The following is a 23,388-nucleotide window of genomic DNA, read 5'->3' as shown; positions in this document are numbered from 1 at the left end:
TTCACTTCGCTCCCTGAGCGCTGCGCTGTTCACCCGAAAAAAGCGGCAAGATCACCTGCGCACAAGTGCCGCGACCCGGCCGCGAGCGCAACTGCAATTCCCCCTGATGAGCACGGGCCACTGCCTTGACCACGGTCAGGCCCAGGCCGGTGCCAGTGGTTTTGGTGGTAAAAAACGGCTCACCCAAACGCGCCAGTACCTTCGTGTCGATGCCACTGCCACTGTCGCTGACGCACAGTCGCAAGTTGTTGCCGCGGGTATACAGGTGAACCTTCAAACGGACACCGCCAGCACTCGCCTGAATGGCATTCTCGATCAGATTCAGAATCGCCCCGACCAAGGTGTCGCGATTGCACAACAACTCACCGGCATGACTGTCGCACTGCCAGCGAATCGGCAAGTCCTGAACCTGGGTAAGCGCTGCCGCTTGCAGCGACTGCATCAGCATCCTGGGGGTCAAGCGATCGGTCAACGGCAGCTCGCCACGAGCGAACACCAGCATGTCGCGAACCTGGTGTTCCAGCTCATGCAAACGCTCTTTCAGGCGGCCGGCAAAACGCTGCTGCGTGGCCACCGGCAACGCCTGCTCGGTCAGATGACTGGCATAGAGCAACGCAGCGGACAACGGCGTGCGAATCTGATGAGCCAACGACGCTACCATACGACCGAGAGACGAGAGGCGCTCATGACGAGCCAGTTGATCTTGCAGATGACGGGTTTCAGTCAGGTCATTGAGCAGCACCAACTGACCGGGCTCAGCATCCAGCGAGCGCGTGGCGATCGACAAACGCCGACCGTCCTTGAGAGAGATTTCGTGACCATCGTCTTCGCGCGGCGCAAAGCATCGAGCAATCACATGACGCCACAGCTCGCCTTCGAGGGGCAGGCCGAGCAGTTCAGTCGCGGCGGGATTGGCTTCGCGTACGATGCCTTGGGCATCGATGACGATGACGCCGCCGGGCAACAGATCGAGGAGATTTTGCAGACGGTTGGCCAGGCGTTCTTTTTCCGCCAGCTCCTGCATGCGCTGAGCACTGACCACTGCCAGCTCGCCTTTGAGCTCGGTGACCCGGGCTTCGAGCATGCTGTAGGAATCGGTCAACTGGCTCGACATCTGGCTGAACAGGGCAAACGCCTGCTCGAGGCCAAGCCGGCTTGCCTGCTCTACGGACGATGATTGCCCCGAAGTGTCAGGGACAGGAGACATCTGGGCGGCGTGGGGCATCGTGCTCTCTCGCGTGGTTGACCGTCAGTTAAACGGACCGTTACGAGGGATGTAGCAATACCCGTGCCTAAAAAAAACTGCCTATAAATGAAAGAGTTGAAAAACAGGCGTCAATCATCCGCCTGTTCATCACCGTCACGACGACTCATGCCGTACTTGCGCATCTTCTCCACCAGCGTGGTGCGACGAATACGCAGCCGTTCGGCCGCCCGCGCCACGATGCCATTGGCATCATCCAGCGCCTGCTGAATCAGTCCTTGTTCCAGACTGCCGAGGTAGTCCTTCAAGTCCAGGCCTTCCGGCGGCAGCATAGCGTTGGCGGTGAAGTCCGGGGTATGACCGTTAATGGCCACCCGCTCCTCAAGATCGCTGCGCAAGCTGTCAACCAGTTGCTCGTCCTCGTCGTCGACGTAGCGGAATTTCTTCGGCAGCTCGACCACGCCGATCACCCCGTACGGGTGCATGATCGCCATGCGCTCCACCAGGTTGGCCAGTTCGCGGACGTTACCCGGCCAGCCGTGACGGCACAGCGACATGATCGCCGCCGAGTTGAAACGGATCGAACCACGCTTCTCGTGCTCCATGCGCGAAATCAATTCGTTCATCAGCAGCGGAATGTCTTCGACACGCTCACGCAGCGGCGCCATCTCGATCGGGAACACGTTCAGGCGATAGTAGAGGTCTTCGCGGAAAGTGCCGATCTCGATCATGCTTTCGAGATTCTTGTGGGTCGCGGCAATGATCCGCACATCGACGCTTTGGGTCTTGTTGCTGCCCACGCGTTCGAAGGTGCGCTCCTGCAAGACGCGCAGCAGCTTGACTTGCATCGGCAGCGGCATGTCGCCGATTTCGTCGAGGAACAAGGTACCGCCGTTGGCCAGCTCAAAACGCCCGGCGCGACTGGTGATCGCCCCGGTGAACGCGCCCTTCTCGTGACCGAACAGCTCACTTTCCAGCAGCTCGGCAGGGATCGCCCCGCAATTGACCGGTACAAACGGCGCTTCGCGGCGCTTGGAATGGTAGTGCAGATTACGCGCGACCACTTCCTTGCCGGTCCCGGATTCGCCGAGGATCAGCACGCTGGCGTCAGTATCGGCGACTTGCTGCATCATCTGCCGGACGTGCTGAATAGCCCGGCTGGTGCCGACGAGGCTGCGGAAAAGATTGGGCTCACGGTGACGACCGCGTTCACGGGCCTGGTCATACATCTCGCGATAGACTTGGGCACGGTGCAACGAATCGAGCAGTTTGCTGTAGCTGGGTGGCATTTCGAGGGTCGAAAGCACTCGACGACGCTGGTCTTCCGGCAAGTCAATGGAAGAATTATCGCCCATTAACAAAACGGGAAGGAACTCATCCCAGGTTGAGAGTGTCTTTAACAGGCCCAAAAGTGCACCAGGAGCATTTACCGTCCCGATGAGGACACAGATTACTTCACGACTTGATGACAAAGAGCCGACCGCCTGCTGCCAGTCATGGCTGCCACAGGGTAAATTTTCTTCGCCAAGAAAATTTAAAATCACCGCCAAATCGCGGCGACGGACGCTATCGTCATCAATCAGCAGAATTTTGGTTTCACGCCACATGCAATAGCAACTTCCCTAGTCAACTCAATGCCCAAAATGAGGGGCAAGCTAGACGCTTGCAGACACGTTGTGCCTGTAGACGCTTGAAATCTGGAACCAGCCACTAGTTAAGTCAAAAAACCGCGCACAGTCAAATTTATGGCGCACATGTTTGGATTAACTGAGGATTAATTAACCAAACAGATGGTAAACCTTTGCCGCACTCTGCGCTTGTTGGATCTGCGACATCTCGTCAACTATCGCTTGCCGCTCTCCCGTCGCCGCCTCCAGAAGCTGTTTATACACGCCCAGCAACTCCTCAAGGTTATCGCGCAACGCGAGCTCGTCCACCGAAGCTTCACTCAAGGCGTCTTCCATGCAGGAACGGCAAGCCAGGTCCAACTCGCCAATGGCTTCCCAATTGCGCTCGGCCAATGCCCCGACGAGGGCCGCGCGGGTTTGTTCGATTCGCTGCAAGACAAGACTCATGAGTGATCTCCTTAAAACTGCGGACCCGGCGCGGCAATCGCATCCCAACCGTCTTTCACCGTGCGAAGCAAATCGGCGACTTCGTCGAGAATTTTTGGATCGGTCTTGATGTTGGCTTCAGCCAGACGCTTCATCATATAGGTGTAGAGGTTATCCAACTCAGTCACCGAATCAGCCTGGTTTTCCAGATCCAGACCTTCACGCAGACCACCGATAATGCCGATGGCCTTGCCGATCAGAACGCCTTTATTCGGAATGTCCTTACGCTCCATCGCACCTTTAGCTTGGGCGATACGATCCAGGCCGCCTTCCATCAGCATCTGCACCAAACGATGCGGGCTGGCTTCGGAAGTTTGCGCCTGAGCGCCAATCTTCTGGTATTGGCGAAGGGCTAACATTGGATTCATGTTGTACCTCATCAGAAATCTGTGGTCCGTATAACGAATGTATCGACGACGCGTCAAAAAACTTTAGATTTAAAAACAAAAAGCCCGGAGCGTTGAAACGCTGCCGGGCTTTTGGCACTGCGAGTGTTAGGAGTTCCTCTGCTGTGCGGTTATCGCCTCGAACATCGAGGTGATGTTACTGGCTGTCGCTTTCAGCTTACCGACAAGCGTATCCATGTCGTTGTACTTTTTGGTCAGCACCGCGGTCAGGGTCTCTATTCGGCGATCCAGGGCGCCCTGGTCATTGGTCAACTTGGTCTTTGTCTTGTTCAGACTTGTTGTGCGCTGTTCCAGAACACCGCCGGCATCGGTGAACGGTGCAATGACCTTCGTCATGCGCGCCAACAGACCATTGTTGCTGCCAGCATCACCGACAAACATCTTCTGGACTTCACCGCCCAGCTTCTTGTCGTTCATGGCGCTGGTGAATTTGCTGCTGTCGAAGCTGAGAGCACCGGTTTTTTGATCGGTGGTAATACCCAGCTGCGCCAGAACAGTCAGTTTGTCACCCGCCCCCGTTTCCGCCAGAGGACCGCGTATAGCCGAGAGAATCGAACGCGGCAATGCGTCGCCGGTCAACGCAGCCGCAACGGTCAGATTGCCGTCATCGTCGAGCGAAGGCTTGGTCAATGCCGTGATGCCATTGGCCAGAGCGTTGTAAGCATCGACGAACTTCTGGATCGAAGCTTTCAGACCATCGTTGTTGCTGGCCACAGTGACGGTCGAAGTACCGGTCGCCACCAAGTTCAAGGTCAGCCCGGAAACGGCCTTGTCTACCGTGTTGCTCTTGCTGGTCAGTGCCATGCCATCGATGGAGAATTTAGCATCAATGGCCACAGCACCGATCGAACCAGCGGAGGTGGGCGTCATTGCCGGGCCGCCGCTTTCGCCAACGACAGTGCTGCCGTCGATAGTCAGTTCCGAACTGCCGCTGACGGAGCCAACGGAAATGTCAGAACCCGCACCGGTCGTGGTCGAGCCAAGCACCAGACGCGAACCGAAGGAGTCGGTGACGATGTTGGCACTGATACCGGCACCCTTGAGCGAGGTATCGGCATTGATCGAATCGCGAACCGATTGCAGCGTCGCCCCGGGCTTGATGTCGAGGTTGTAGGTGCTGGTACCCTGCGTGATGATCAACGTATCCGCAGTGATCGGGCTGGTCGTACCGCCGGCGAACGCAGCGCTGGTGACTTTCGAAGACGTGGCCAGATTATCCACTTTCACGACGTAGTTGCCGTTTACCGCCGAGTTGTTGGCAGTGACGCCGACGATCTTCACATCGGAGGAAGTGGCTGCAAAACCCGGAAATTGCGGGGTCGTCGTGCTACCCAGATCCTTCATGGCCTTATTGAAGGCAGCCATCAACGACTTCAAGGTACCAATGCCGGAAATGCTCGCGGTATTGGTCGCAGTCCCACGGTCAATCTGACCTTGCTTGGCGGCTTTGTCAGCGTTCACCAAGGCTTTGACGATAGCACCGGTATCAAGGCCGGAGCCTAAACCCGTGCCCGGTAGAATTGGACTTGCCATGTGAAACTCCCTTCAGTGTGTCGCCGGCCTTTTGACCACTACAACGCCCAAAAGAACATAGCAACAAAATTCGTGCCAGCTGTCAGACTTTTGCGCTGAACAACAGGCTGCTTGCATCATTCAAACTGTTCGCCAATTTCAGGACTTCTTCGTTGGGGATTTGACGAATCACCTCACCAGAGTCACTGGCAATCACTTTGACCACAACTTTGCCTGAAGGCTCATCAATCGAGAACTCCAGGTTGCGCTTGACCGACTGAACAAACTGTTCGATTTCCTGAACGGCCATCTTCAGTTTTTCCTGCTCGGCCTGCCTGCTTTTACTTTCTTCCTTGACGGCAACCACTGGCGCAGTTTCCGCTAGAGGCTTTTCCGCAGGCTTATCGGCAACAGTCGTCGCCTGCTGGGCCGCAGGATAAGACAAGTTCAGCTTCACGCTCATATCCATGTCCATCACCTCTCAAAGTAAAAAGCGAGAGAGCGCAACAAGCGCACTCCCCCGCCAAAACTCATCAGCTATTACTGAAGCAATTTCAGTACAGCGGATGGCAGTTGGTTGGCCTGAGCCAGAATTGAGGTGGAAGCTTGTTGCAGGGTTTGTTGCTTGGTCAGCTGAGCAGTTTCAGAAGCGAAGTCGGTATCTTGTACGCGACCCAGTGCAGCACTGGCGTTTTCGTTGATGTTCTGCAGGTTGGAGATGGTGCTGGTCAGACGGTTTTGTGCAGCACCGAGGTCAGCACGGCTGGAGTTGATCTTGGCCAGAGCGGCGTCGATTTTGGTCAGCGCGTTGTTCATCGAAGCTTCGGCGGTAGCCGAGTTGTTACCAGTGATCTGAACGGTAGCCGAGTCAACCGACAGGGTAGCTGCGTCGAAGCCGCTGTCCAGGGTCAGGGTGATCTGGTTGGCACCGCCGGTGTTGGAACCAACCTGGAAGGTCATGGTGCCAGCGGTGCCGTCGATCAGGTTCTTGCCGTTCAGGTTGGTCGACTTGGCGATACGAGTCAGCTCGTCCGACATCGAAGCGAATTCTTTGTTCAGAGCAGCACGGTCAGCAGTGCCGTTCGAGTCGTTTCGCGATTGAACAGCCAGTTCACGCATACGCTGCAGAATGTTGGTCGATTCTTGCATCGCGCCTTCAGCGGTCTGAGCGATCGAGATACCGTCGTTGGCGTTTTTGATAGCCATGGTCTGACCGCGGATCTGCGAAGTCATACGGGTAGCGATTTGCAGGCCGGCGGCGTCGTCTTTAGCGCTGTTGATTTTCAGGCCGGAAGACAGACGAGTCATCGAAGTCGACAGAGAGTCGGAAGCGCGGTTCAGGTTTTTCTGAACGTTCAACGATGTAACGTTAGTGTTTACTGTTAAAGCCATGACGAATTCCTCGTTGGTTGGGTACTGCGGCTTCCGGCCCTGGCAACCGCCGGGTATGGCCTAGAGAACCTTCGTAATAGTTATCGTCGGGATTGCAACTTGCTTTAGGGGATTTTGAAAAATATTTGCCATCACGTTGCCACCCCTCGTAAATCAAGGGGGGGGCAGCGCTCAGACAAGCAAAAAAATGACGTCAGGGAAATGCCGGTGACAGATTGGCGAGGACTCGCCTGCATCGGCAGAAGATAAATTGTTTAAATGGACAGACTATCGCGCAGCAACCGGACCAGTTCATATTCCAGGTAGTCCGCCAGCGCCAACCAATTCTGCGCCTCCTGACACCCGAGTATCTGGCTGAGCAACAGCACCCACTGCTGCTGAACAACCTGCGGTGTGAGATCAAAGGACGGTTGCACGGCACCGATCAGCTCGATCATCGCCAGCCCGGCTTCTACATCACGCCCCAAACGGAACAATGCCGCGCATTGCTCTGAGTCGACGACAAAGGAATCAAGCCCACTCATGACGCCAGCTCCGGATGAAAAGCCGTGCCGGCGATCATCGCCCCTGCCCGGCTGCTGTTATAGAAGCGCACCTGAGGATGCCCTGCGATAAAGCGCTCCAGCTCACATAGGTAACTGCGGAAGTTGAGCTGGGTCTTGATGCGTTGACCGTTACCATCCAGCACCCAGTGTTTGGCGGCGCACAGTTGTGGCCCCAGGTCGCCATCGTTCCAGCCCGCGTGGGTCTTATTGTTGGGAAAGGCGAAGTCGGCACCGAACAGGGTGATCTGCGCCGCGCCCATCTTCACCGCCAGGTCCACTGCAGGATGAATCACACTGCCGCCGACATACAGTTCGCCCTTGGGCCATTGCTGACGCAACTGTTGATAGATCGGGCTGGCGGAGTAACTGGCATAGCGCGGCCCTTGCCAGGCCGCCAGCACCTGAGGGTCGACCATGGGCATATAGGCCAGGGTAATATCGGCGGTGCCTTCGGACGGCAGGTGGCATACCGAAATACGCTGGTCGATGCTGACCACCACATCAGGGCGGACCCCGTGATCGAGCAGCGGTCGGTAGGCCGTATCGACACAAATGAACAACGGTCGCTCGGCCTGATTGCGAATTGCGCGCAAGGTCTCGAAGTGCTGCTCAAGGCTCGGGCCCGTGGCAATGACGAATACCTCCTGTCCTTTACGCGAACCGAACAACTCGATCACATCGCGATCGGTCTGCACCAGCTCCTGGCTAGCCTGCAAGCGCTCGATGATGTCGGGAGCCTGAGGGTCGAACTCACGATTGTTAAAGGTCAGGTGAGTTTCGCTGATCAGCCGATCGCGGATCTTGGCATTGAAGTCATCGGCCAACACCAGCTCGGACGGCAAGGCAAAGAACGGCAAACAAATTTCAACCAAATCACCGGCGTAGTGCAGCTCAACCCGCGAATCGCTGAGCCACGGCTGCTGATCGAGCAATTGCAAGACCAGCGCAAACACGGCGCCATTGAGGATATGTACATGCAGCTGAATCAGCTCCGAACGCTGCAGCAGTTCCAGTTGTAGATCACCCAGCCCTGTGCCGTAAACGTGCAGCACCGGACTGTCGACCGGCAGGCTTTCGGCCTGAAGCTGAGCTTCGCGGGTGCGGTCGTGGCGACTGGTCAGTTGAATGCCGTTAATGCTCAGGGTCGAGCCCAGTCCCTCGACCAGATCAGCCTGCAACAGACTTGCGTCTTCAACCAGCAAGCGCGCAGACAGCAACGGCCAGCGGCGCTGTATGACCTCGGCGTTGCGCTCAAAGAACTCGCTCATGGAGCCTCGCTTTTCATTCGGGCAAAAAAATAGCGCTCAAGGTTACACCTTGAACGCTTTTTTTGTGCCTGGCTTTCTTGACTAAAGAGCCGAGATTCAAGGGCGATAGATGATCGCCGAACCCCAAGACAGCCCCACCCCGAAACCACTCAGCGCCACACGCTTCCACTTGGAATCGAGCACGTGTTTTTCCAGCAGCAATGGAATGCTCGACGACACGGTGTTACCGGTCTCGACCATGTCCTTGAGGAACTTCTCGGGCTCGCCCTCGAAGCGTCGCGCCACGGCGTCGACAATCGCCGCGCTGCCCTGGTGAATGCAGAAAGCATCGATATCGTCGGCCGTCAGGTCCGAGTCAGCGAGCAGCTCATGCAAATGCGCCGGCACTTTGAGCAGTGCGAAGTTGAACACCTGACGGCCGTTCATGAAGAACACGCCGTCGGAAACCTTCAGGTGTGGCGCGCCGGAACCGTCCGTGCCGAACTTGGCCTTGCCCAACTGCCATGGCGCGTCTTCGCCCATCCAGGTGGCAGTGGCGGCATCGCCGAAGAGCATGGTGGTGTTGCGGTCTTCGGGGTCGACGATCTTGGAGTACGGATCGGCGGTCACCAGCAGGCCATTCTTCAGGCCCGCGGCTTCCATGAAGCCCTTGATGGCGTAGATGCCGTAGACGTAACCGGAGCAGCCCAGGGAAATATCGAACGCGGCCACGGTGGTCGGCAGGCCCAGTTTGTCCTGAACGATGGCGGCGGTGTGCGGCAGGCCTTCTTCGTCGCCGTTCTGGGTCACGACGATCAGCACGTCGATGGCTTCTCGCTTCAGCTCGGGATTGTTGGCGAACAGCGCGTTGACTGCTTCGACACACAGGTCCGAGGTTTCTTGCCCGGCGTCTTTGCGCGGCAGGAAGGCGGAACCGATCTTGCCCAGGATGAACTCTTCATCCTTTTCGAATTTTGCACCTTGTGCGTAATTGTCCACGCCGGCTACAGGAACGTAGCTCGCAATGCTCTTTATGCCAATCATTACGGCTTCCCAATAATAAACAGCCCAATACCACCGCTCGCAAGGATTCGAGGGGCGCCGACAAACAAGGAATAACGTCGCCCTCAAGGGGTGACCACGGGGAAGAATAAAAGGCCATCACTGGGCTAAAAGCAGGCCAGGCGCCATCTCCCCGATCAATACAATACAGTGAAGATGCGCGTTATGACTCGCAGGTCACGCTAATTTGCCAAATCAGCCCCGCAAGCGATCATTCGACCAACGACCAGTCCAGCGCTGTTCCGCGCTTGATAGCCTGGCGGGCGCGGCGTCCCATAAGGGTTTCAGCGTGTTTGGGCGCCAGTCCAAAGCCAGGCCGGATGGCCCGCAGATTGGCGACAGTGAAAAGCTCCCCGGCAACCATGTCTTGAGTGACATACAGCGACCGGCGGTAGACCAGAGACTTACGCTCAGCCTCTGTCACGCCATAATGCACCTGGCCCATGGCCTGCCAGGCGCGTTCGGTTTCGATCACCAGGCTGGCGAGTTCGGCCGGTTCCAGGGAGAAACTGGCGTCCACGCCACCGGCGGCACGATCAAGGGTGAAATGTTTTTCTACTACCGTCGCTCCCAACGCTACAGCGGCGACAGACACCCCGACGCCCATCGAGTGATCGGACAAACCGACTTCACAGCCAAACAACTCCCGCAGATGAGGAATCGTACGCACATTGCTGTTGGCCGGCGTCGCCGGGTACGTGCTGGTGCACTTGAGCAACACCAGGTCCTTGCAACCGGCCTCACGGGCGGCGCGCACGGTTTCATCGAGCTCGGCGATGCTGGCCATGCCGGTGGAGATGATCAACGGCTTGCCGGTGGCAGCCACCCGCCGGATCAACGACAGATCGGTGTTCTCGAAACTGGCGATCTTGTAGGCCGGCACGTCGAGGCTTTCGAGGAAGTCCACCGCCGTGTCATCGAACGGCGTGGAGAACGCCAGCATGCCCAGTTCTTTAGCCCGGGCGAAGATCGGCGCGTGCCATTCCCACGGCGTGTGAGCCTTCTCGTACAGCGCGTACAACGAAGAACCGGCCCACAGGCTGTTGGGATCATTGATGAAGAACTCGCCTTCGGACAGATCCAGCGTCATGGTCTCGGCGGTATAGGTTTGCAGCTTCAAGGCATGCGCGCCGGCCTTGGCCGCGGCTTCGACGATGTGCAGCGCCACGGCCAGCGACTGGTTATGGTTGCCGCTCATCTCGGCAATGATGAACGGCGGCGCATCGGCACCGATCGAGCGGTTGCCTATTTTGAAACTGGTCATGGGTGATCCTTTAAAACGCGTGTGAACGTACAAGCACTCTGAGTGAAACCTGCCTCGCGGAATACTTTCAGCGAGGCTTGGTTGCCCGGCAGCACCTGAGCGGTGATGGCTTCCAGTCGTGGCCAATGAGCGGTGATGAAAGCCTCGCCCCGCACCAGCAGCGCTAGGCCCCAGCCCAGGCCGAATCGGCCTTCGAACAAATAAATCGACACTTCGGCCCGCGCATCGTCGAGGTCATAACGCAGCACACCGACCGGGCCGTCATCTGCCTCGGCGATCAACATCAACCGTTGTGGATTGCTCAGGCTCGTCGCCAGCCAAGCCTGATGCCATTGCCAGTCGATGACGTGCGTATCCGGCGACCAGCGCCGAACCGCTTCGGCATTGCGCCCGTCGAACAACAGTTGCGCATCATCCTGTGTGGCCTGACGAATCTGCAGTACCGCCCCCGCCAGCGCCGCCGCCACCCGCTGCGCCCCACGGCCATCGACCAACTGCCGCGAACGTTCGGCCAGACTTTGACGAAGTGCCTGATTGCCCACGACAAAACCGATGGCCTGATGCAACTGCTCGACGCTGACCCGCTCGCGGCTACCCAGGAACACATGAGCACCCGAGGTCGCCATCACCTCACCGTTGGCCTGCTGATTATTGGAGACCGCAATGCAGATCGTCGGCAGCCCCAAGGCCGCCCGCTCCCAACTGGTACCGCCACCGGCACCGATGAACAGATCAGCCTCAGTCATCAGCCGGTAGAAGTCGCTGACAAAACTGTGCAGGCGCCAGTTCGGACGATACGCCGCCAGCGCCTGCATCTGCTCCCAGGCCGGGTTGTCGGCACCCGCCACGAAATCGACCTCCAGCTCATGGAGGTCCGCCAGTGCCAACATCGCGTGGTGGGTCTGCATGGCCGCATCGAAGCCGCCGAAGTTCACCAGCACTCGCCTGGCCCGAGGTTTGATCTCAATCGCCGGGCAGCAGAACTCATCGCGCAGCAGGGCAAAACGTGGGCCTAGTAAAGTCTGGCAGTCGGGCGTCAGCAACGAGGCATAGGCCTCTGGCGTGCCCGACAGATTTTGATTGAGCAGCAGATCGACGCTGTATTGCCGAGTAGCCAGGTCATCCACCGCCGCAATCCTGGGTGCCCATCGGCGCGCGGCAGTCTGCCAATGATGGTCGAGTCCATAGTGGTCGACGATGATCCAGTCGAAAGTTGGATGACTTTCCAAGGCTTGCCCCAGCGCCGCAATGTCCGCCTGCCACGGCAGCATTGACTCGATGGCCTGCTGCGGGTCTTCATCGGGATAGCGCTCCGGCAGCGCGAAGGTCTCGAAATCCTCAGCCTGCAGACTGTCCAGCCGATGCCCCGGCAACAGACGACAGGCGAAAGCAACGTGTGTGCCCTGTTTGCGCAACACCCTGGCCAGGGTCAGGCAACGGGCAATGTGGCCGCTGCCAATGGTCGGCGACGCATCAGCGCGGATCAGCACTCTCATTGCAGTTCCCCGCCGGCCTTGAGCGCGGCGTAGAGGTATTCGGCGCGCTTCCAGTCTTCAAGGGTGTCGATGTCCTGCACCAGATGCCGCGGCAGAATCACCGGCAGGCTTGCCGGCGAGAACAGCACATCGCCCCGCAACCAGGCTTCGCTGCGCCCCCAATAGAACTGGCCGGCATCTTGAAAAGCCTCGGGCAAGTCCTGGGAACGGGTATCGCGAAATTCCGGGTAGAGCGAGGTCAAGGCGCCCTGCTCGTCGAGGGTCAAGGCCCGTTGTACCGGGAAGCCAAAACCGGCGACTGAAAACGCGAAAGACTTGCCCGGATGCTGCACCAGCAACTCATGCCCCTGACGCAGATAACGCGCCTGCAACAGGGGCGCCGTCGCGTAGACGCAGCAGGCATAGTCGAACGCCGGCAATTGCTTCAAGGCATGCACAATCACCGCGGCGGTCCCGGTGAAATCGTCGGCAAGTGTCGCGGGCCGCATGAACGGCACCTGAGCGCCATGGGCCCGTGCGACCTCGGCGATTTCTTCATCGTCAGTGCTGACGATCACCCGGTCGAACAGATTCGATTCCAGCGCCGTGCGAATCGAACGGACGATCATCGGCATGCCATTGAATGGCTTGAGGTTCTTGCGCGGGATTCGTTTGCTGCCGCCACGGGCCGGAATGATCGCAACACTGCTCAGAGTCACTACTCCTCAAGTCACTATTCTTCAAGGATCAGTCGTCGCAATTGCTCGACTACATAATCCTGTTGTTCATCGCTCAGCAGAGGAAACAGCGGCAGGCTGATGGCCTCGGCGTAATAACGTTCGGCCTGGGGGAAATCCCCCTCGGCAAAACCCAGGTCGCGATAATACGGCTGCAAGTGCAGCGGAATATAGTGCAAGTTCACACCGACCCCGGCCGCCCGCAAGCCTTCGAATACCTGTCGATGGCTGAGGGTGATCCGTTCCGCCTGCAAGCGCACCACGTACAAATGCCACGCTGACTCGGCCTCCGGCTGCGCGTAGGGCAAGGTTAGCGGCAGATACGCCAGCAACCGGTCATAACGCGCCGCCAGCTCACGCCGACGCTCGATGAAGCCATCGAGCTTGTTCAGCTGCGACAGACCAAGGGCTGCTTGCAGGTCGGTGATGCGGTAATTGAAGCCCAGTTCTACTTGCTGGTAGTACCAGGGGCCGTGGCTGGGTTCGGTCATCTGCACGGGATCACGGGTCATGCCGTGGCTGCGCAGGCGCTGCAAGCGCTCGGCCAGTTCCGGTCGATTGGTCAGCACCATGCCGCCTTCGGCACTGGTGATGATCTTCACCGGGTGGAAACTGAACACCGTCATCGCCGCGAATTCGCCACAACCCACCGGACGCCCGGCGTAGAACGCACCGACGGCGTGGGAGGCATCTTCGATCACCGTAAAACCATAGCGCTCGGCCAGTTCGGCGATCATGCGCATGTCGCAGCTCTGTCCGGAGAACGCCACCGCCACCAACACTTTCGGTAGTTTGCCGTCGCGCTCGGCGATTTCAAGTTTCGACGCCAAGGTGTAAGCGTCAAGGTTCCAGGTCAGCGGATCGATATCAACGAAGTCGACCTCGGCGCCGCAGTAGCGACCGCAGTTGGCCGAGGCCAGGAAAGTGTTCGGCGTGGTCCACAAGCGATCGCCGGGCCCGAGGCCGGCGGCGAGGCAGGCAATGTGCAACGCCGCCGTGGCATTGCACACCGCCACCGCGAAATCGGCCTGGCAACGCTCGGCCATGGCCTGTTCGAAACGCTCGATGGTCGGCCCTTGCGTCAGCCAGTCTGACTGCAACACGGCAACCACCGCGTCGATGTCGGCCTGATCGAGGCTTTGCCGACCGTAGGGAATCATGCCGACAGCTCCGCGTGCAGGTCAGCGATTTGCCCGACCGAGAGGAAGTGCGGGTTGGTGTCGGAGCGGTACTCGAAATCTTCGCTCACCGAACGGCCCTGCTCGCCCAGTTTGTCGACGGCAAAATCCACGTCGACGCTGGTGAAACGAATCGACGGCTGAATGGTGTAGTGATCCTCGAATTCCAGGGTCATGCGCGCGTCATCCAGCGGCACCATCAACTCATGGAGTTTTTCCCCCGGCCGAATGCCAACATTTTTGTGCGGCAAATGTTCAGCCATGCCCCGCGCCAGATCGACGATGCGAATCGACGGAATCTTCGGCACAAATACTTCACCGCCGTGCATGCGGGCGAAACTGTCGAGCACAAACTTCACACCGTGATCGAGGGTGATCCAGAAACGTGTCATGCGCTCGTCGGTGATCGGCAGCTCTTTGGCGCCCTCGCCTATCAGTTTGCTGAAGAACGGCACCACCGACCCGCGCGACCCGGCAACGTTGCCGTAGCGCACCACGGCAAAGCGAGTCTGCTGTTCGCCGGCAATGTTGTTGGCGGCCACAAACAGTTTGTCCGACAGCAGCTTGGTCGCGCCGTACAGGTTGATTGGGCTGGCAGCCTTGTCGGTGGACAGCGCGACGACTTTCTTCACGCCGTTGTCGATGGCCGCGGCAATGATATTTTCTGCGCCGTTGACGTTGGTGCGGATGCATTCGGTGGGGTTGTATTCCGCCGCCGGCACTTGTTTCAGGGCCGCGGCATGCACGACGTAATCGATGCCGCGCATGGCCTGACGCAAACGCTCGGCGTCGCGCACATCACCGATGAAATAACGCATGCACGGCGCGTTGAACGTCTGCTGCATCTCGTACTGCTTGAGCTCATCGCGGGAAAACACCACCACGCGCTTGGGCTGGTATTGCTCCAGCAGCCGGCGGATGAAATTGCGCCCGAACGAGCCGGTGCCGCCGGAGATGAAAATCGATTTACCGTTGAACATGCCTTGAGTCCTTTTACCTGTCAGCCAGGCTTATGCGAGCAACTGCGCCCAGTTCACGCGGGTCGGTTCACTGAGAGTAAAGCCCTTGCCGGTCAAGGCCAGGTTCTGGTTGTAGGCTGAGTCCTGTTCGAAGCGCGATTGCCACTTGTCGCGCAAAGCGACACGAGCCTGGACTGCCTCAGGCAGCACGCCCGGATGCAACAGTTGCGCTTGGGGTGTCCAGACAGTCAGATAACCCGCATCGGCGACTTTCAGGCACAGGTCGATGTCGCCAAAAGCTTCGTCGAAATGCTCTTCGTCCAGCCCCCCCACCGCGTCGAACACGTCCTTGCGAATCATCAGACAGGCACCGGACACCGCCGAGTAGTTCTGCTCGACCTGATGGCCGTTCATGTAGCCCTTGGCGTCCTTACGTTCATCGACAAAGACCGAGCCGATATCGCCATTCAAACCCAGGACCAAGCCGGCCTGCGTGGTGACGCCATGCATGTCCATCAGTTTCGCGCCAACGATGCCGACTTCAGGACGCTGGGCCTGGTTGAGCATGGCGTCGAGCCAATTGGCATTGACCACTTCGGATTCCGCCGACAGTAATACCAGGTAGTTCCCCTTGGCCTGGGCACAGGCCAAATTGTTCAGCGCCGAGGCACTCAGGCGCTGACCGCTGCGCATTACACGAAGGCGATCGCCCTTGCCTTCAAGGCTGCTCAACCAGGTTGCGAGTTCTTCGGATTGGCTGTGGTTGTCGGCAATCAGCACTTCGTGACGCTGATAACGGGTGCGCTGCAGCACACTGACCAGCGCGCGTTGCAGCGACTCAAGGTTGTCCTGGCTCTGGAGGATGATCGACACCAGCGGCCGTTCGGCGTGTTGATAGTCGATCTGGTAAGTCAGCGGCAGTGCCGAGCTGACCTGAGCGCGATAGCCGCGCGCCGCCAGAGAGCGGGTCAGCACCTGACGCTCCTGAGCGCTGGATTCTTCTGCCGGGGCATTGCAAATCAGCAAGGGTTCGGCCAGATGCGCCAGCCCTGCCAGGCCACCGTCCTCGATCAGGCGCAGCAACAGATCGAACTCCAGCGCCTGGGGGTACTCGGTCGAGAAACCTTTGGCCTGAGCCAACACATCACGCTGGATCAACCAGTGGCGCGCCATCAACGACGGCACGGTTTGCAGCAGGTCGAGGTTGACCCCAGGGCGGAATACATCCGCCAGAGCGCCGCAGGCCTGACGCTGAATCTCGTCCATTGCCACTGCACGAACGCCCTCGGCACCGGCCAGCTCAAGGCTGGCGCGCAGCAAACCGCTGGCAGTGAACTGATCACCGGCCTCGGCCAGCAACAGCCAATCGGCGGTGGACTGGGTGACGATCTGGTTGATGCGCTCCACATAATTGCTTGTGCTGACTTTGACAAAATGCACGGTATCGCGCACGGACGTGGTTGCCGGTAATTCACCGGTAGTGAACACCACCAGGTTGAATGCCTTGCAATGGCCACCGACCAAACTGTCGAAGGTCGCCTGCAACTTGACCCTGTCGGCGTCCAGATCCAGCAACAGAATGCCGAACTGAGGACCGCCATTATGCTTGGCCAACTGTGCAGCGATCGCCTTGAGCTGTGTGGCCTGCGGGTTGCGCGCTTCGAGCCAGTTCAGCAACCGGCCGGACGGCATGTTCTCGAACAGTCGGCGGTCTTGCTGACCTGGTAAAGCGTTCAGTCGCTCGGCCCAGGCTTGCAGCTTGAGGCCTTCTTCCGGCTCTTCGCTGTCCTTCAACGACTCCGCCAGGCGCTTGACCACGGCCCGGTTGAACAGGTTCAGGCTCAAGGCCTCCCACAACCGGCTACGCACAGTGCGGTCGGTGTCATTGGGGTGAACTTGCATCAACTCATGCTGCTTGAGCAGAATGCCTTCCAGTTCCTGAAGTTGCAGGCGCCCGGCAGGCATGGCATGCAGCAGGAATTCGAGCTCGGTCAGCAGGTCGAACACCGGTTTGTTGTAGAACGGCATTTCGACGAATTGCTCGGGGCCGAACGAGCGAATCGGCTCTTCCCCCGCCTCGCGCCAGGCCGAGCGAATAATCAGGGTGCCTTTGAGCGAGCGACCTTCGATCAGGCAATCGGCCATGGCGGTAAAACTGTCCAGGGCGATCTGCTTGGCCTGGACCGGCCCCTTGTCGCTGAGTGGCGTCGGGATCGAGGCCAGGAATTCGGCAAACTGCTCGCGCTCGGCAACGCTTTTGGCGTCTTTGAAAGTCAGCACCGTCAACACGTTGGTGTTGTGGTCCGAGGCGCCATAGTTCATTTCCCGCACAGCAAACGGAATCGGCAGGATCCGTGCCTTCGCGCAGGCCAGCAGGTAGAAGGCATGGCCGATTTCCTGCCATTCGAAACTGGTGCCAGGTGGCAGCAGGCTGTACCACTGTTGCAGCAGATCGGTACGGGTGACCGCATAGAACGGCGGCAGGAAATTATCCATGAACCGCACGACACGGTCTTCGGCCTGCTCCGAGTTGTAATCCTCATGAACCTTGCGGTCGCGGCGGAAGTAGTTCACTTCAGTAGCACGGGCCAGGTACATGATCCCGTAGCCATGGCACAGGCCGTAGTCGGGATTGGCTTCGAGAAACTCCACCGATTCGTTCAGTGCGCGGTGCAGCAGGAAGTCGTCATCGGCGGCGAACACCATGTATGGCGTGGTGACCTGATTGACGCCGTAGGTGAGTTTATCCTGCAGCCCCTTGTAGGTGTATTGCGGCAAGTGGCGATAGTCGACCGCCGGGAAGTCCCGGGTCATGTTCTCATCACCCTCAAGGGAGGAGTCCAGAACCAGAACCGTGCAGGGAAAGCTGCTGTAGTACTGCAAGGTGCGCCGCAGGAACGCGTTCCGGTTGTGGGAAATCACCACCACCGTAAACCGCTCGTTCAGCGGTGTAACGTTGTTTTGAGCACTGTTTTTAACCTGCATCTTTCTATCCCCACAACCGGCCAATCGCCAAGAACCTGAAACCACTTTTGATTAACGAACGCGACGCAGATAGCCGTCCGGCGCCACGGTGATCAGCAGTTTATTTTGCATCTGCTGATCGATCTCGAAGTCCTTGTTTTCTTCCAGGTACTTCCATACGGCAGTTTTCGGGTTGTCGCCCGGGCCCCATGGGCGATCCGGGAAGAAATCGGCCGGCATGTCTTCAACCACGGTGTCCATCACCACGCAGTAGCTGTCCACCGACACCAGCGGTGCGTACAGGCGCAATTCTTCCAGCACGTGATCGTGGGTATGGTTGGAGTCCAGTACCAGGATGACCTTTTTGCCTTCGGCAATGGCACGTACTTGCGCGGCGATCGCAGGATCAATGCTCGAACCTTCGATCATCTTGATGCGCTTGCTCATCGGATGGCTTTCGATGGCTTCGCGGTTGTGCGCACGAATGTCGAGGTCGATGCCCAGCACTTCACCGTGGCCTTGCAGCTCCAGCAAGGAGGCGTAGTAGATGATCGAACCGCCGTGAGCGATGCCACACTCGATGACCAGATCCGGTTTGACCTGCCAGATGATTTCTTGCATGGCCATCATGTCTTGGGGCAGCTGGATGATCGGACGTCCCATCCACGAGAAGTGGTAGCTGTATTTGTGCTTCGCCGATTCGTTGAAGAAATCCCGGGCCAGGCCGGTGAGTTTCTGGTCGTCACCTTGCTGGGCGATCTGTTCCCGGCATTCGGCTTCGAAGGCTTTGTTGATGCTGTTGTCGGTCATTTCAAAATTCTCAATGGTCACTGGAACGAAGCGCTGTCGACGGCGTGATAGACGTAGCGTCCACCGGTCATCCGCTTGATTTCTTCGAGGTAATTGGAGTTCATCACAAACAGGTTGGCGCCTTCGGGCAAGGCATCCATGGCCTCTTGCGGCGAGGACACGCGCACGCCGCTCAGGGGCAAATATCGGCCCTGTTTGGCCGGGTTGATATCCACCACGCGATCCACTGCCACACCCGCGCGCTGCAGAAACAGCGAATAAATCACGCCTTTGGACGACGCGCCCCAGATTGCCGAACCCTGCTCGGGCGCGGCCTGGATGATCTGCACGGCGCGGTCGAGGCTGGCGGTGAAATGTTCCGACAGCGTCAGCAACGACGGTGCCTCGGCCGGCATACGGCGCAACGTCGACAAGTCCGCAACGATGTACAGGTATTGACCACCGAAAAGGTGCCCCGCCTCGTGCACCGTTTCAAACATTGCGCGCAAATCCTCAAGGCGGAAGTAATTCACGTGTTCGTAGAAAACATCGAACCAAGCGTTGTGCTCGACAATCCAGTCGAAGCACGGCACCTCGATGTAAATCTGCCCGCCATGGTTGGCACTGGCAATTTCAGCCAGGAAACTGACCGGATCGCTGATATGTTCCAGCACATGGCGCAGGACAATCGCGTCGGCGGCCAGCCCCAGTTCCCGGGTGAAGGGGGCCTTGATCACTTCGGTATTGTCCCCTTCATAGGACGGGTCGATCCCGGTGATGGCATAGCCGAGCCCCCGAAGCATCTCCAGGAAGTAGCCTTTGCCACAGCCGACTTCGATGAGGCTTTTACCCTTGAAATGCCGGGCCAGGATTGCTTCGACATGATTCAAGTGCCGCTGGAACTGCACCGAATGAGCCTGTTCGTTTTGATAATCGACGTCGTAGCTGAGTTTGCTGGCGTCAAAGGCCTGATTGGAGATCAGTCCGCTCTGACTGTCTTGCACCAGCACGATATCCGCGCTGCCAGACGCCTGGGCCTGTTCGGCCGTAGTAAAGGTGCGGTTCTGCAGCACCGGCAGCCCGATCGCCCGATAGAGTTCATGCTGCATGTTCTTCACCCGTCAGTTGCGAAATCCGCTGGGCAACGCCCCAAAACGCCATAGGTTCATGGGCGGAATAACCGTAGTGCCCAAGATTCAGGACGATGGAGGATTGGCGCTGGCGCACACGCTGTTCGACCAGGGCCCGCACGGATACAGGCCGGCCACTGCAACAGTTGATCACGCCACCAACATCGCGATGGGTGATCAGCGAGGCCAGTTGAGAGGCAGCCGCCGTGATTTCCAGGTAGTCGCGCAACTGATCGCCCATCGACATATTGAACTGGATGTCACCGGCATCGATGGCCCGGTCAAGACTGGCCAGCAAGCTGTTGGGGTTCTGCCCCTCGCCATGCAGGTAAAACAGGCGTGCCCACTGCAAAGTAAACGTGTGCTCACGCTGCAAGGCTTCAAGGAACAGACGCAAGGTGTGTTTGGCCAGGCCATAAGGTGTACAAGGTCGAGCGGTCACCGACTCGTCCAGCGGGCCGCTTTGCAGCCCGTACTCGAAACAGGTCCCGGTAACCAGCACCTGGCTGACACCCGCGGCGATTACCCGTTTGAGAAACCCGTAATCCAGCGGCAGGTTTTGCTCGAAATGGAACAGCGCCTGATAGTTCGGCAGGCCGGCCCACGCCAGATGCGCGATGGCATCCACGCCGCGGGTCAGGCTTTCCACATTCAGATCCGGCGCATGCAAATCCACCGCGACAAACTCGACATCAGCGAACCATGGCATCGCACGTGCCGCTTCAAGACTGCGCGACACCGCACGCACCTTGAAGCCTTTGGCGAGCAGGGCACTGACCAGATGCCGACCGACAAAACCGGTAGCGCCAGTGACCAACACGGTCGTGGTGGGGCCTGTCACAGTTCAACCCCGGTGAAATCCTTGTCCAGCAATGGATGGCTCGCATCCTTGGGCGACAAGTTCTTGACGGGCAATGGCCACGGGATCGACAACGCCGGATCGCTGACCGAAAGGCCGGCCTCATGATCCGGCGCATAGTCCGCGTCCGTCAGATAAAGCACTTCCGAATCGTCGCTCAGGGATTGAAAGCCATGGGCAAAACCTGCCGGGATCAACAGACTGCGCCCATCGTCGGCCCGCAACTCTTCTGCATGCCACTGCAAATACGTCGGTGACTGGGGCCGCAGATCCACCACCACGTCCCACACCGCACCGCGTACGCAGGTGATCAGCTTGGACTCTGCATAGCCGGCTTTCTGGTAATGCAGGCCCCGCACACTGCCCTTTTCGACCGTGCGCGAATGGTTGATCTGACGGATGGCAAACGGGCGGCCCTGCGACATCAGACGGGTCTGGCAAAACAGTCGGGCAAACCGGCCACGGTCGTCGCAGAACACTTTTTGCCGGATCAGATACAACCCCTCAAGCTCCAGTGCCTGGAGCGTGAAATCAGTCATGACCGTTCCCTATAGAGATTCAATTGATTCAAGGTCACCGTGCGCATGTCATCGCCGTTCTGCCACGCCAAGTGCCAATCGAGGGTCTGGATCAGGCACTGCTGCAACGACCAGCGCGGCTGCCAGGCCAACCGTTGCCGGGCGCGGCTGCTGTCCAGGCGCAACAGACCGGCCTCATGCAAATCACTCGGTTCGATGCGCAAGCCGCGCGCTTGCGGCCAGCGGCTGGCGAGCAGCTCGACCACTTCGCCGACGCTGCACATATCAGCTTCGCTCGGGCCGAAGTTCCACGCGCCGGCAAATGCCGGGCCTTGCTCATAGAGGCCAGCGGCCAATTGCAGATAACCGGCCAGCGGCTCCAGGGCGTGCTGCCAAGGGCGCACGGCTTGCGGGTAGCGCAGGGTCACAGGCTTGTCTGCGGACCAGGCCTTGAGCACATCAGGAATCAAGCGCTCCGGCGCGAAGTCCCCACCGCCCAGCACGTTACCGGCGCGCGCAGTGGCCAACGCCAGACCGTGTTCGGCGTACTTGTCCACCGGGAAAAACGACGCGGCGTAAGACTGTGCCAACAATTCACAGCAAGCCTTGCTGCTGCTGTAAGGGTCGTGACCGCCCAGCGCTTCGTCCTCGCGGTACGGCCACAGCCACTCCTTGTTGGCGTAGACCTTGTCGGTGGTCACCAGCACGCAGGCGCGCACACCGCCGACCTGGCGGATCGCTTCGAGCAGGTTGAGAGTGCCCATGACATTGCTGGAATAGGTGCCGAGCGGATCGCGATAGCCTTCGCGCACCAGTGGTTGGGCCGCCAGGTGCAGGACGATTTCCGGCTGCACTTCGGTCATCAATTCCAGTAAGGCGCCGAGATCACGCAGGTCGCCGCGCTGATCGTTGATGCCCTCATGCACTCGGGCCAATTCGAACAGGCTCGGTTCGGTGGACGGATCGAGCGAAAACCCGCAGACCTCGGCACCGAGACTTTGCAGCCACAACGTCAGCCAGCTGCCCTTGAAACCCGTATGGCCGGTCAGCAGAACCCGTTTGCCACGCCAGAACTCCGGACTCAGGCCCATTGCTTCCATGGGGCCTCCCCACTCTGCCACAACGCTTCGAGGTGGTTCTTGTCACGCAGGGTGTCCATCGGATGCCAGAAGCCTTCATGCTCGAAGGCCTTCAATTGTTCATCCTGGGCCAGACGAGCCAAGGGCTCGGCTTCCCAAGTGGTGTCATCACCGCCGATGTACGACAGCACTTTCGGTGAAAGCACAAAGAAACCGCCATTGATCCAGCCACCGTCGCCACGGGGCTTCTCGGTGAAACCGAGCACCTGATCGCCGTGACGCTCCAGGGCGCCGTAACGGCCCGGCGGTTGTACGGCAGTAACGGTCGCCAGACGACCGTGGGCGCTGTGGTAGTCCACCAGTTGACGGATATTGATATCGGAGACGCCGTCGCCGTAGGTAAAACAGAAGGCGTCTTCATCCTTGAGGTAACGGCCGGCGCGCAGCAAGCGGCCACCGGTCATGGTTTCCTCGCCGGTGTCGATGAGCGTGACGCTCCACGGCTCGCTGTAGTTCTGATGCACGTCCATGCGGTTGTTGCGCATGTCGAAGGTGACGTCGGAAGTGTGCAGGAAGTAATTGGCGAAGAAGTCCTTGATCGCATAGCCCTTGTAGCCAAGGCAGATCACGAAGTCATGAATCCCGTGGGCGGAGTACTGTTTCATGATGTGCCAAAGAATTGGCTTGCCGCCGATCTCGATCATCGGCTTGGGCTTGAGGTGCGACTCTTCGCTGATCCGCGTGCCGAGACCACCTGCCAGAATTACTGCCTTCATCGCTGTCCTCTTGCTCTTCGCGCGTTCCGGCAACCCCGCAAGGGTCGCGAACCGCCAGATGCACATCATTTACCCGCAGCCATTGAGCCGTTCACGCCATTGGGGTGAAGGTTTTATGGCGATATTCAGGTGACTTGCAGGAAGTGAGCCAATTGCGCAGGACAAAAAAGACGCAGC

22 protein-coding genes are annotated in these 23,388 nt (G+C 58.8%); all 22 read right to left on the bottom strand.

Annotation, left to right across the window (positions count from 1 at the left end; all coding sequences use genetic code 11):
• Position 1: 1 nt before the first annotated feature.
• A complete protein-coding gene (locus LOY56_RS06930) occupies positions 2-1,207 on the bottom strand; it encodes a PAS domain-containing sensor histidine kinase (RefSeq protein ID WP_258622579.1) in 1,206 nt (401 codons plus the stop codon).
• Between the two features lie 128 nt (positions 1,208-1,335).
• Positions 1,336-2,811: a sigma-54 dependent transcriptional regulator gene (locus LOY56_RS06925; RefSeq protein ID WP_258620691.1), complete on the bottom strand. Its 1,476-nt coding sequence runs from the start codon at positions 2,809-2,811 to the stop codon at positions 1,336-1,338.
• A gap of 171 nt (positions 2,812-2,982) precedes the next feature.
• Positions 2,983-3,279 (bottom strand): flagellar protein FliT, encoded by a 297-nt coding sequence (locus tag LOY56_RS06920; RefSeq protein WP_258620690.1) that lies wholly within the window; start codon positions 3,277-3,279, stop codon positions 2,983-2,985.
• An 11-nt stretch (positions 3,280-3,290) separates the two neighbouring features.
• A complete protein-coding gene (gene fliS, locus LOY56_RS06915; protein WP_008072603.1) occupies positions 3,291-3,686 on the bottom strand; it encodes a flagellar export chaperone FliS in 396 nt (131 codons plus the stop codon).
• A 126-nt stretch (positions 3,687-3,812) separates the two neighbouring features.
• Positions 3,813-5,258 carry a flagellar filament capping protein FliD gene (gene fliD, locus LOY56_RS06910; protein WP_258620689.1) on the bottom strand — a complete coding sequence of 482 codons (1,446 nt, stop codon included), beginning with the start codon at positions 5,256-5,258 and terminating at the stop codon, positions 3,813-3,815.
• Positions 5,259-5,340: 82 nt separating this feature from the next.
• Complete coding sequence (locus tag LOY56_RS06905; RefSeq protein WP_258620688.1) at positions 5,341-5,706, bottom strand: flagellar protein FlaG; 366 nt, start codon at positions 5,704-5,706, stop codon at positions 5,341-5,343.
• A 71-nt stretch (positions 5,707-5,777) separates the two neighbouring features.
• Positions 5,778-6,629 (bottom strand): flagellin domain-containing protein, encoded by an 852-nt coding sequence (locus LOY56_RS06900; RefSeq protein WP_258620687.1) that lies wholly within the window; start codon positions 6,627-6,629, stop codon positions 5,778-5,780.
• Positions 6,630-6,883: 254 nt separating this feature from the next.
• The gene (locus LOY56_RS06895; RefSeq protein WP_258620686.1) at positions 6,884-7,153 is read right to left on the bottom strand and encodes a hypothetical protein; all 270 of its coding nucleotides are present in this window, start codon (positions 7,151-7,153) and stop codon (positions 6,884-6,886) included.
• The gene (locus LOY56_RS06890) at positions 7,150-8,442 is read right to left on the bottom strand and encodes a motility associated factor glycosyltransferase family protein (RefSeq protein ID WP_258620685.1); all 1,293 of its coding nucleotides are present in this window, start codon (positions 8,440-8,442) and stop codon (positions 7,150-7,152) included. Before LOY56_RS06890 ends, LOY56_RS06895 begins: the two co-directional genes overlap by 4 nt.
• Before the next feature lie 96 nt (positions 8,443-8,538).
• Entirely contained in the window at positions 8,539-9,465 is a 927-nt protein-coding gene (locus LOY56_RS06885) for a ketoacyl-ACP synthase III (protein WP_258620684.1), read from the bottom strand.
• 229 nt (positions 9,466-9,694) lie between these two features.
• The gene (pseI, locus tag LOY56_RS06880; protein ID WP_258620683.1) at positions 9,695-10,747 is read right to left on the bottom strand and encodes a pseudaminic acid synthase; all 1,053 of its coding nucleotides are present in this window, start codon (positions 10,745-10,747) and stop codon (positions 9,695-9,697) included.
• Positions 10,744-12,243 (bottom strand): UDP-2,4-diacetamido-2,4,6-trideoxy-beta-L-altropyranose hydrolase, encoded by a 1,500-nt coding sequence (gene pseG, locus LOY56_RS06875; protein WP_258620682.1) that lies wholly within the window; start codon positions 12,241-12,243, stop codon positions 10,744-10,746. The genes pseI and pseG overlap by 4 nt, the downstream gene beginning before the upstream one ends.
• On the bottom strand, positions 12,240-12,935 hold the full coding sequence (gene pseF, locus LOY56_RS06870) for a pseudaminic acid cytidylyltransferase (protein WP_258622578.1): 696 nt from the start codon (positions 12,933-12,935) through the stop codon (positions 12,240-12,242). Before pseF ends, pseG begins: the two co-directional genes overlap by 4 nt.
• Positions 12,936-12,955: 20 nt before the next feature.
• A complete protein-coding gene (gene pseC / locus LOY56_RS06865; protein WP_258620681.1) occupies positions 12,956-14,119 on the bottom strand; it encodes a UDP-4-amino-4,6-dideoxy-N-acetyl-beta-L-altrosamine transaminase in 1,164 nt (387 codons plus the stop codon).
• Positions 14,116-15,117 carry a UDP-N-acetylglucosamine 4,6-dehydratase (inverting) gene (pseB, locus tag LOY56_RS06860; RefSeq protein ID WP_258620680.1) on the bottom strand — a complete coding sequence of 334 codons (1,002 nt, stop codon included), beginning with the start codon at positions 15,115-15,117 and terminating at the stop codon, positions 14,116-14,118. Before pseB ends, pseC begins: the two co-directional genes overlap by 4 nt.
• Before the next feature lie 30 nt (positions 15,118-15,147).
• Entirely contained in the window at positions 15,148-18,081 is a 2,934-nt protein-coding gene (locus LOY56_RS06855; protein WP_258620679.1) for a TIGR00180 family glycosyltransferase, read from the bottom strand.
• A gap of 51 nt (positions 18,082-18,132) precedes the next feature.
• Complete coding sequence (locus LOY56_RS06850; protein ID WP_258620678.1) at positions 18,133-18,870, bottom strand: cephalosporin hydroxylase family protein; 738 nt, start codon at positions 18,868-18,870, stop codon at positions 18,133-18,135.
• Positions 18,871-18,887: 17 nt separating this feature from the next.
• Positions 18,888-19,958, bottom strand: a complete 1,071-nt coding sequence (locus tag LOY56_RS06845) for a class I SAM-dependent methyltransferase (RefSeq protein WP_258620677.1) — start codon at positions 19,956-19,958, stop codon at positions 18,888-18,890.
• Positions 19,948-20,820, bottom strand: a complete 873-nt coding sequence (locus tag LOY56_RS06840) for an NAD(P)-dependent oxidoreductase (protein WP_258620676.1) — start codon at positions 20,818-20,820, stop codon at positions 19,948-19,950. Before LOY56_RS06840 ends, LOY56_RS06845 begins: the two co-directional genes overlap by 11 nt.
• Positions 20,817-21,377 carry a dTDP-4-dehydrorhamnose 3,5-epimerase gene (gene rfbC / locus LOY56_RS06835; RefSeq protein WP_258620675.1) on the bottom strand — a complete coding sequence of 187 codons (561 nt, stop codon included), beginning with the start codon at positions 21,375-21,377 and terminating at the stop codon, positions 20,817-20,819. Before rfbC ends, LOY56_RS06840 begins: the two co-directional genes overlap by 4 nt.
• Complete coding sequence (rfbG, locus tag LOY56_RS06830; RefSeq protein WP_258620674.1) at positions 21,374-22,456, bottom strand: CDP-glucose 4,6-dehydratase; 1,083 nt, start codon at positions 22,454-22,456, stop codon at positions 21,374-21,376. Before rfbG ends, rfbC begins: the two co-directional genes overlap by 4 nt.
• Positions 22,438-23,211, bottom strand: coding sequence for a glucose-1-phosphate cytidylyltransferase (gene rfbF, locus LOY56_RS06825; RefSeq protein ID WP_223487785.1), 774 nt, complete (start codon positions 23,209-23,211; stop codon positions 22,438-22,440). Before rfbF ends, rfbG begins: the two co-directional genes overlap by 19 nt.
• Positions 23,212-23,388: the final 177 nt, after the last annotated feature.

It is taken from the genome of Pseudomonas sp. B21-048 (assembly GCF_024748615.1).
GTDB lineage: Bacteria > Pseudomonadota > Gammaproteobacteria > Pseudomonadales > Pseudomonadaceae > Aquipseudomonas.
This window is presented reverse-complemented; position numbering and strand designations above follow the sequence as displayed.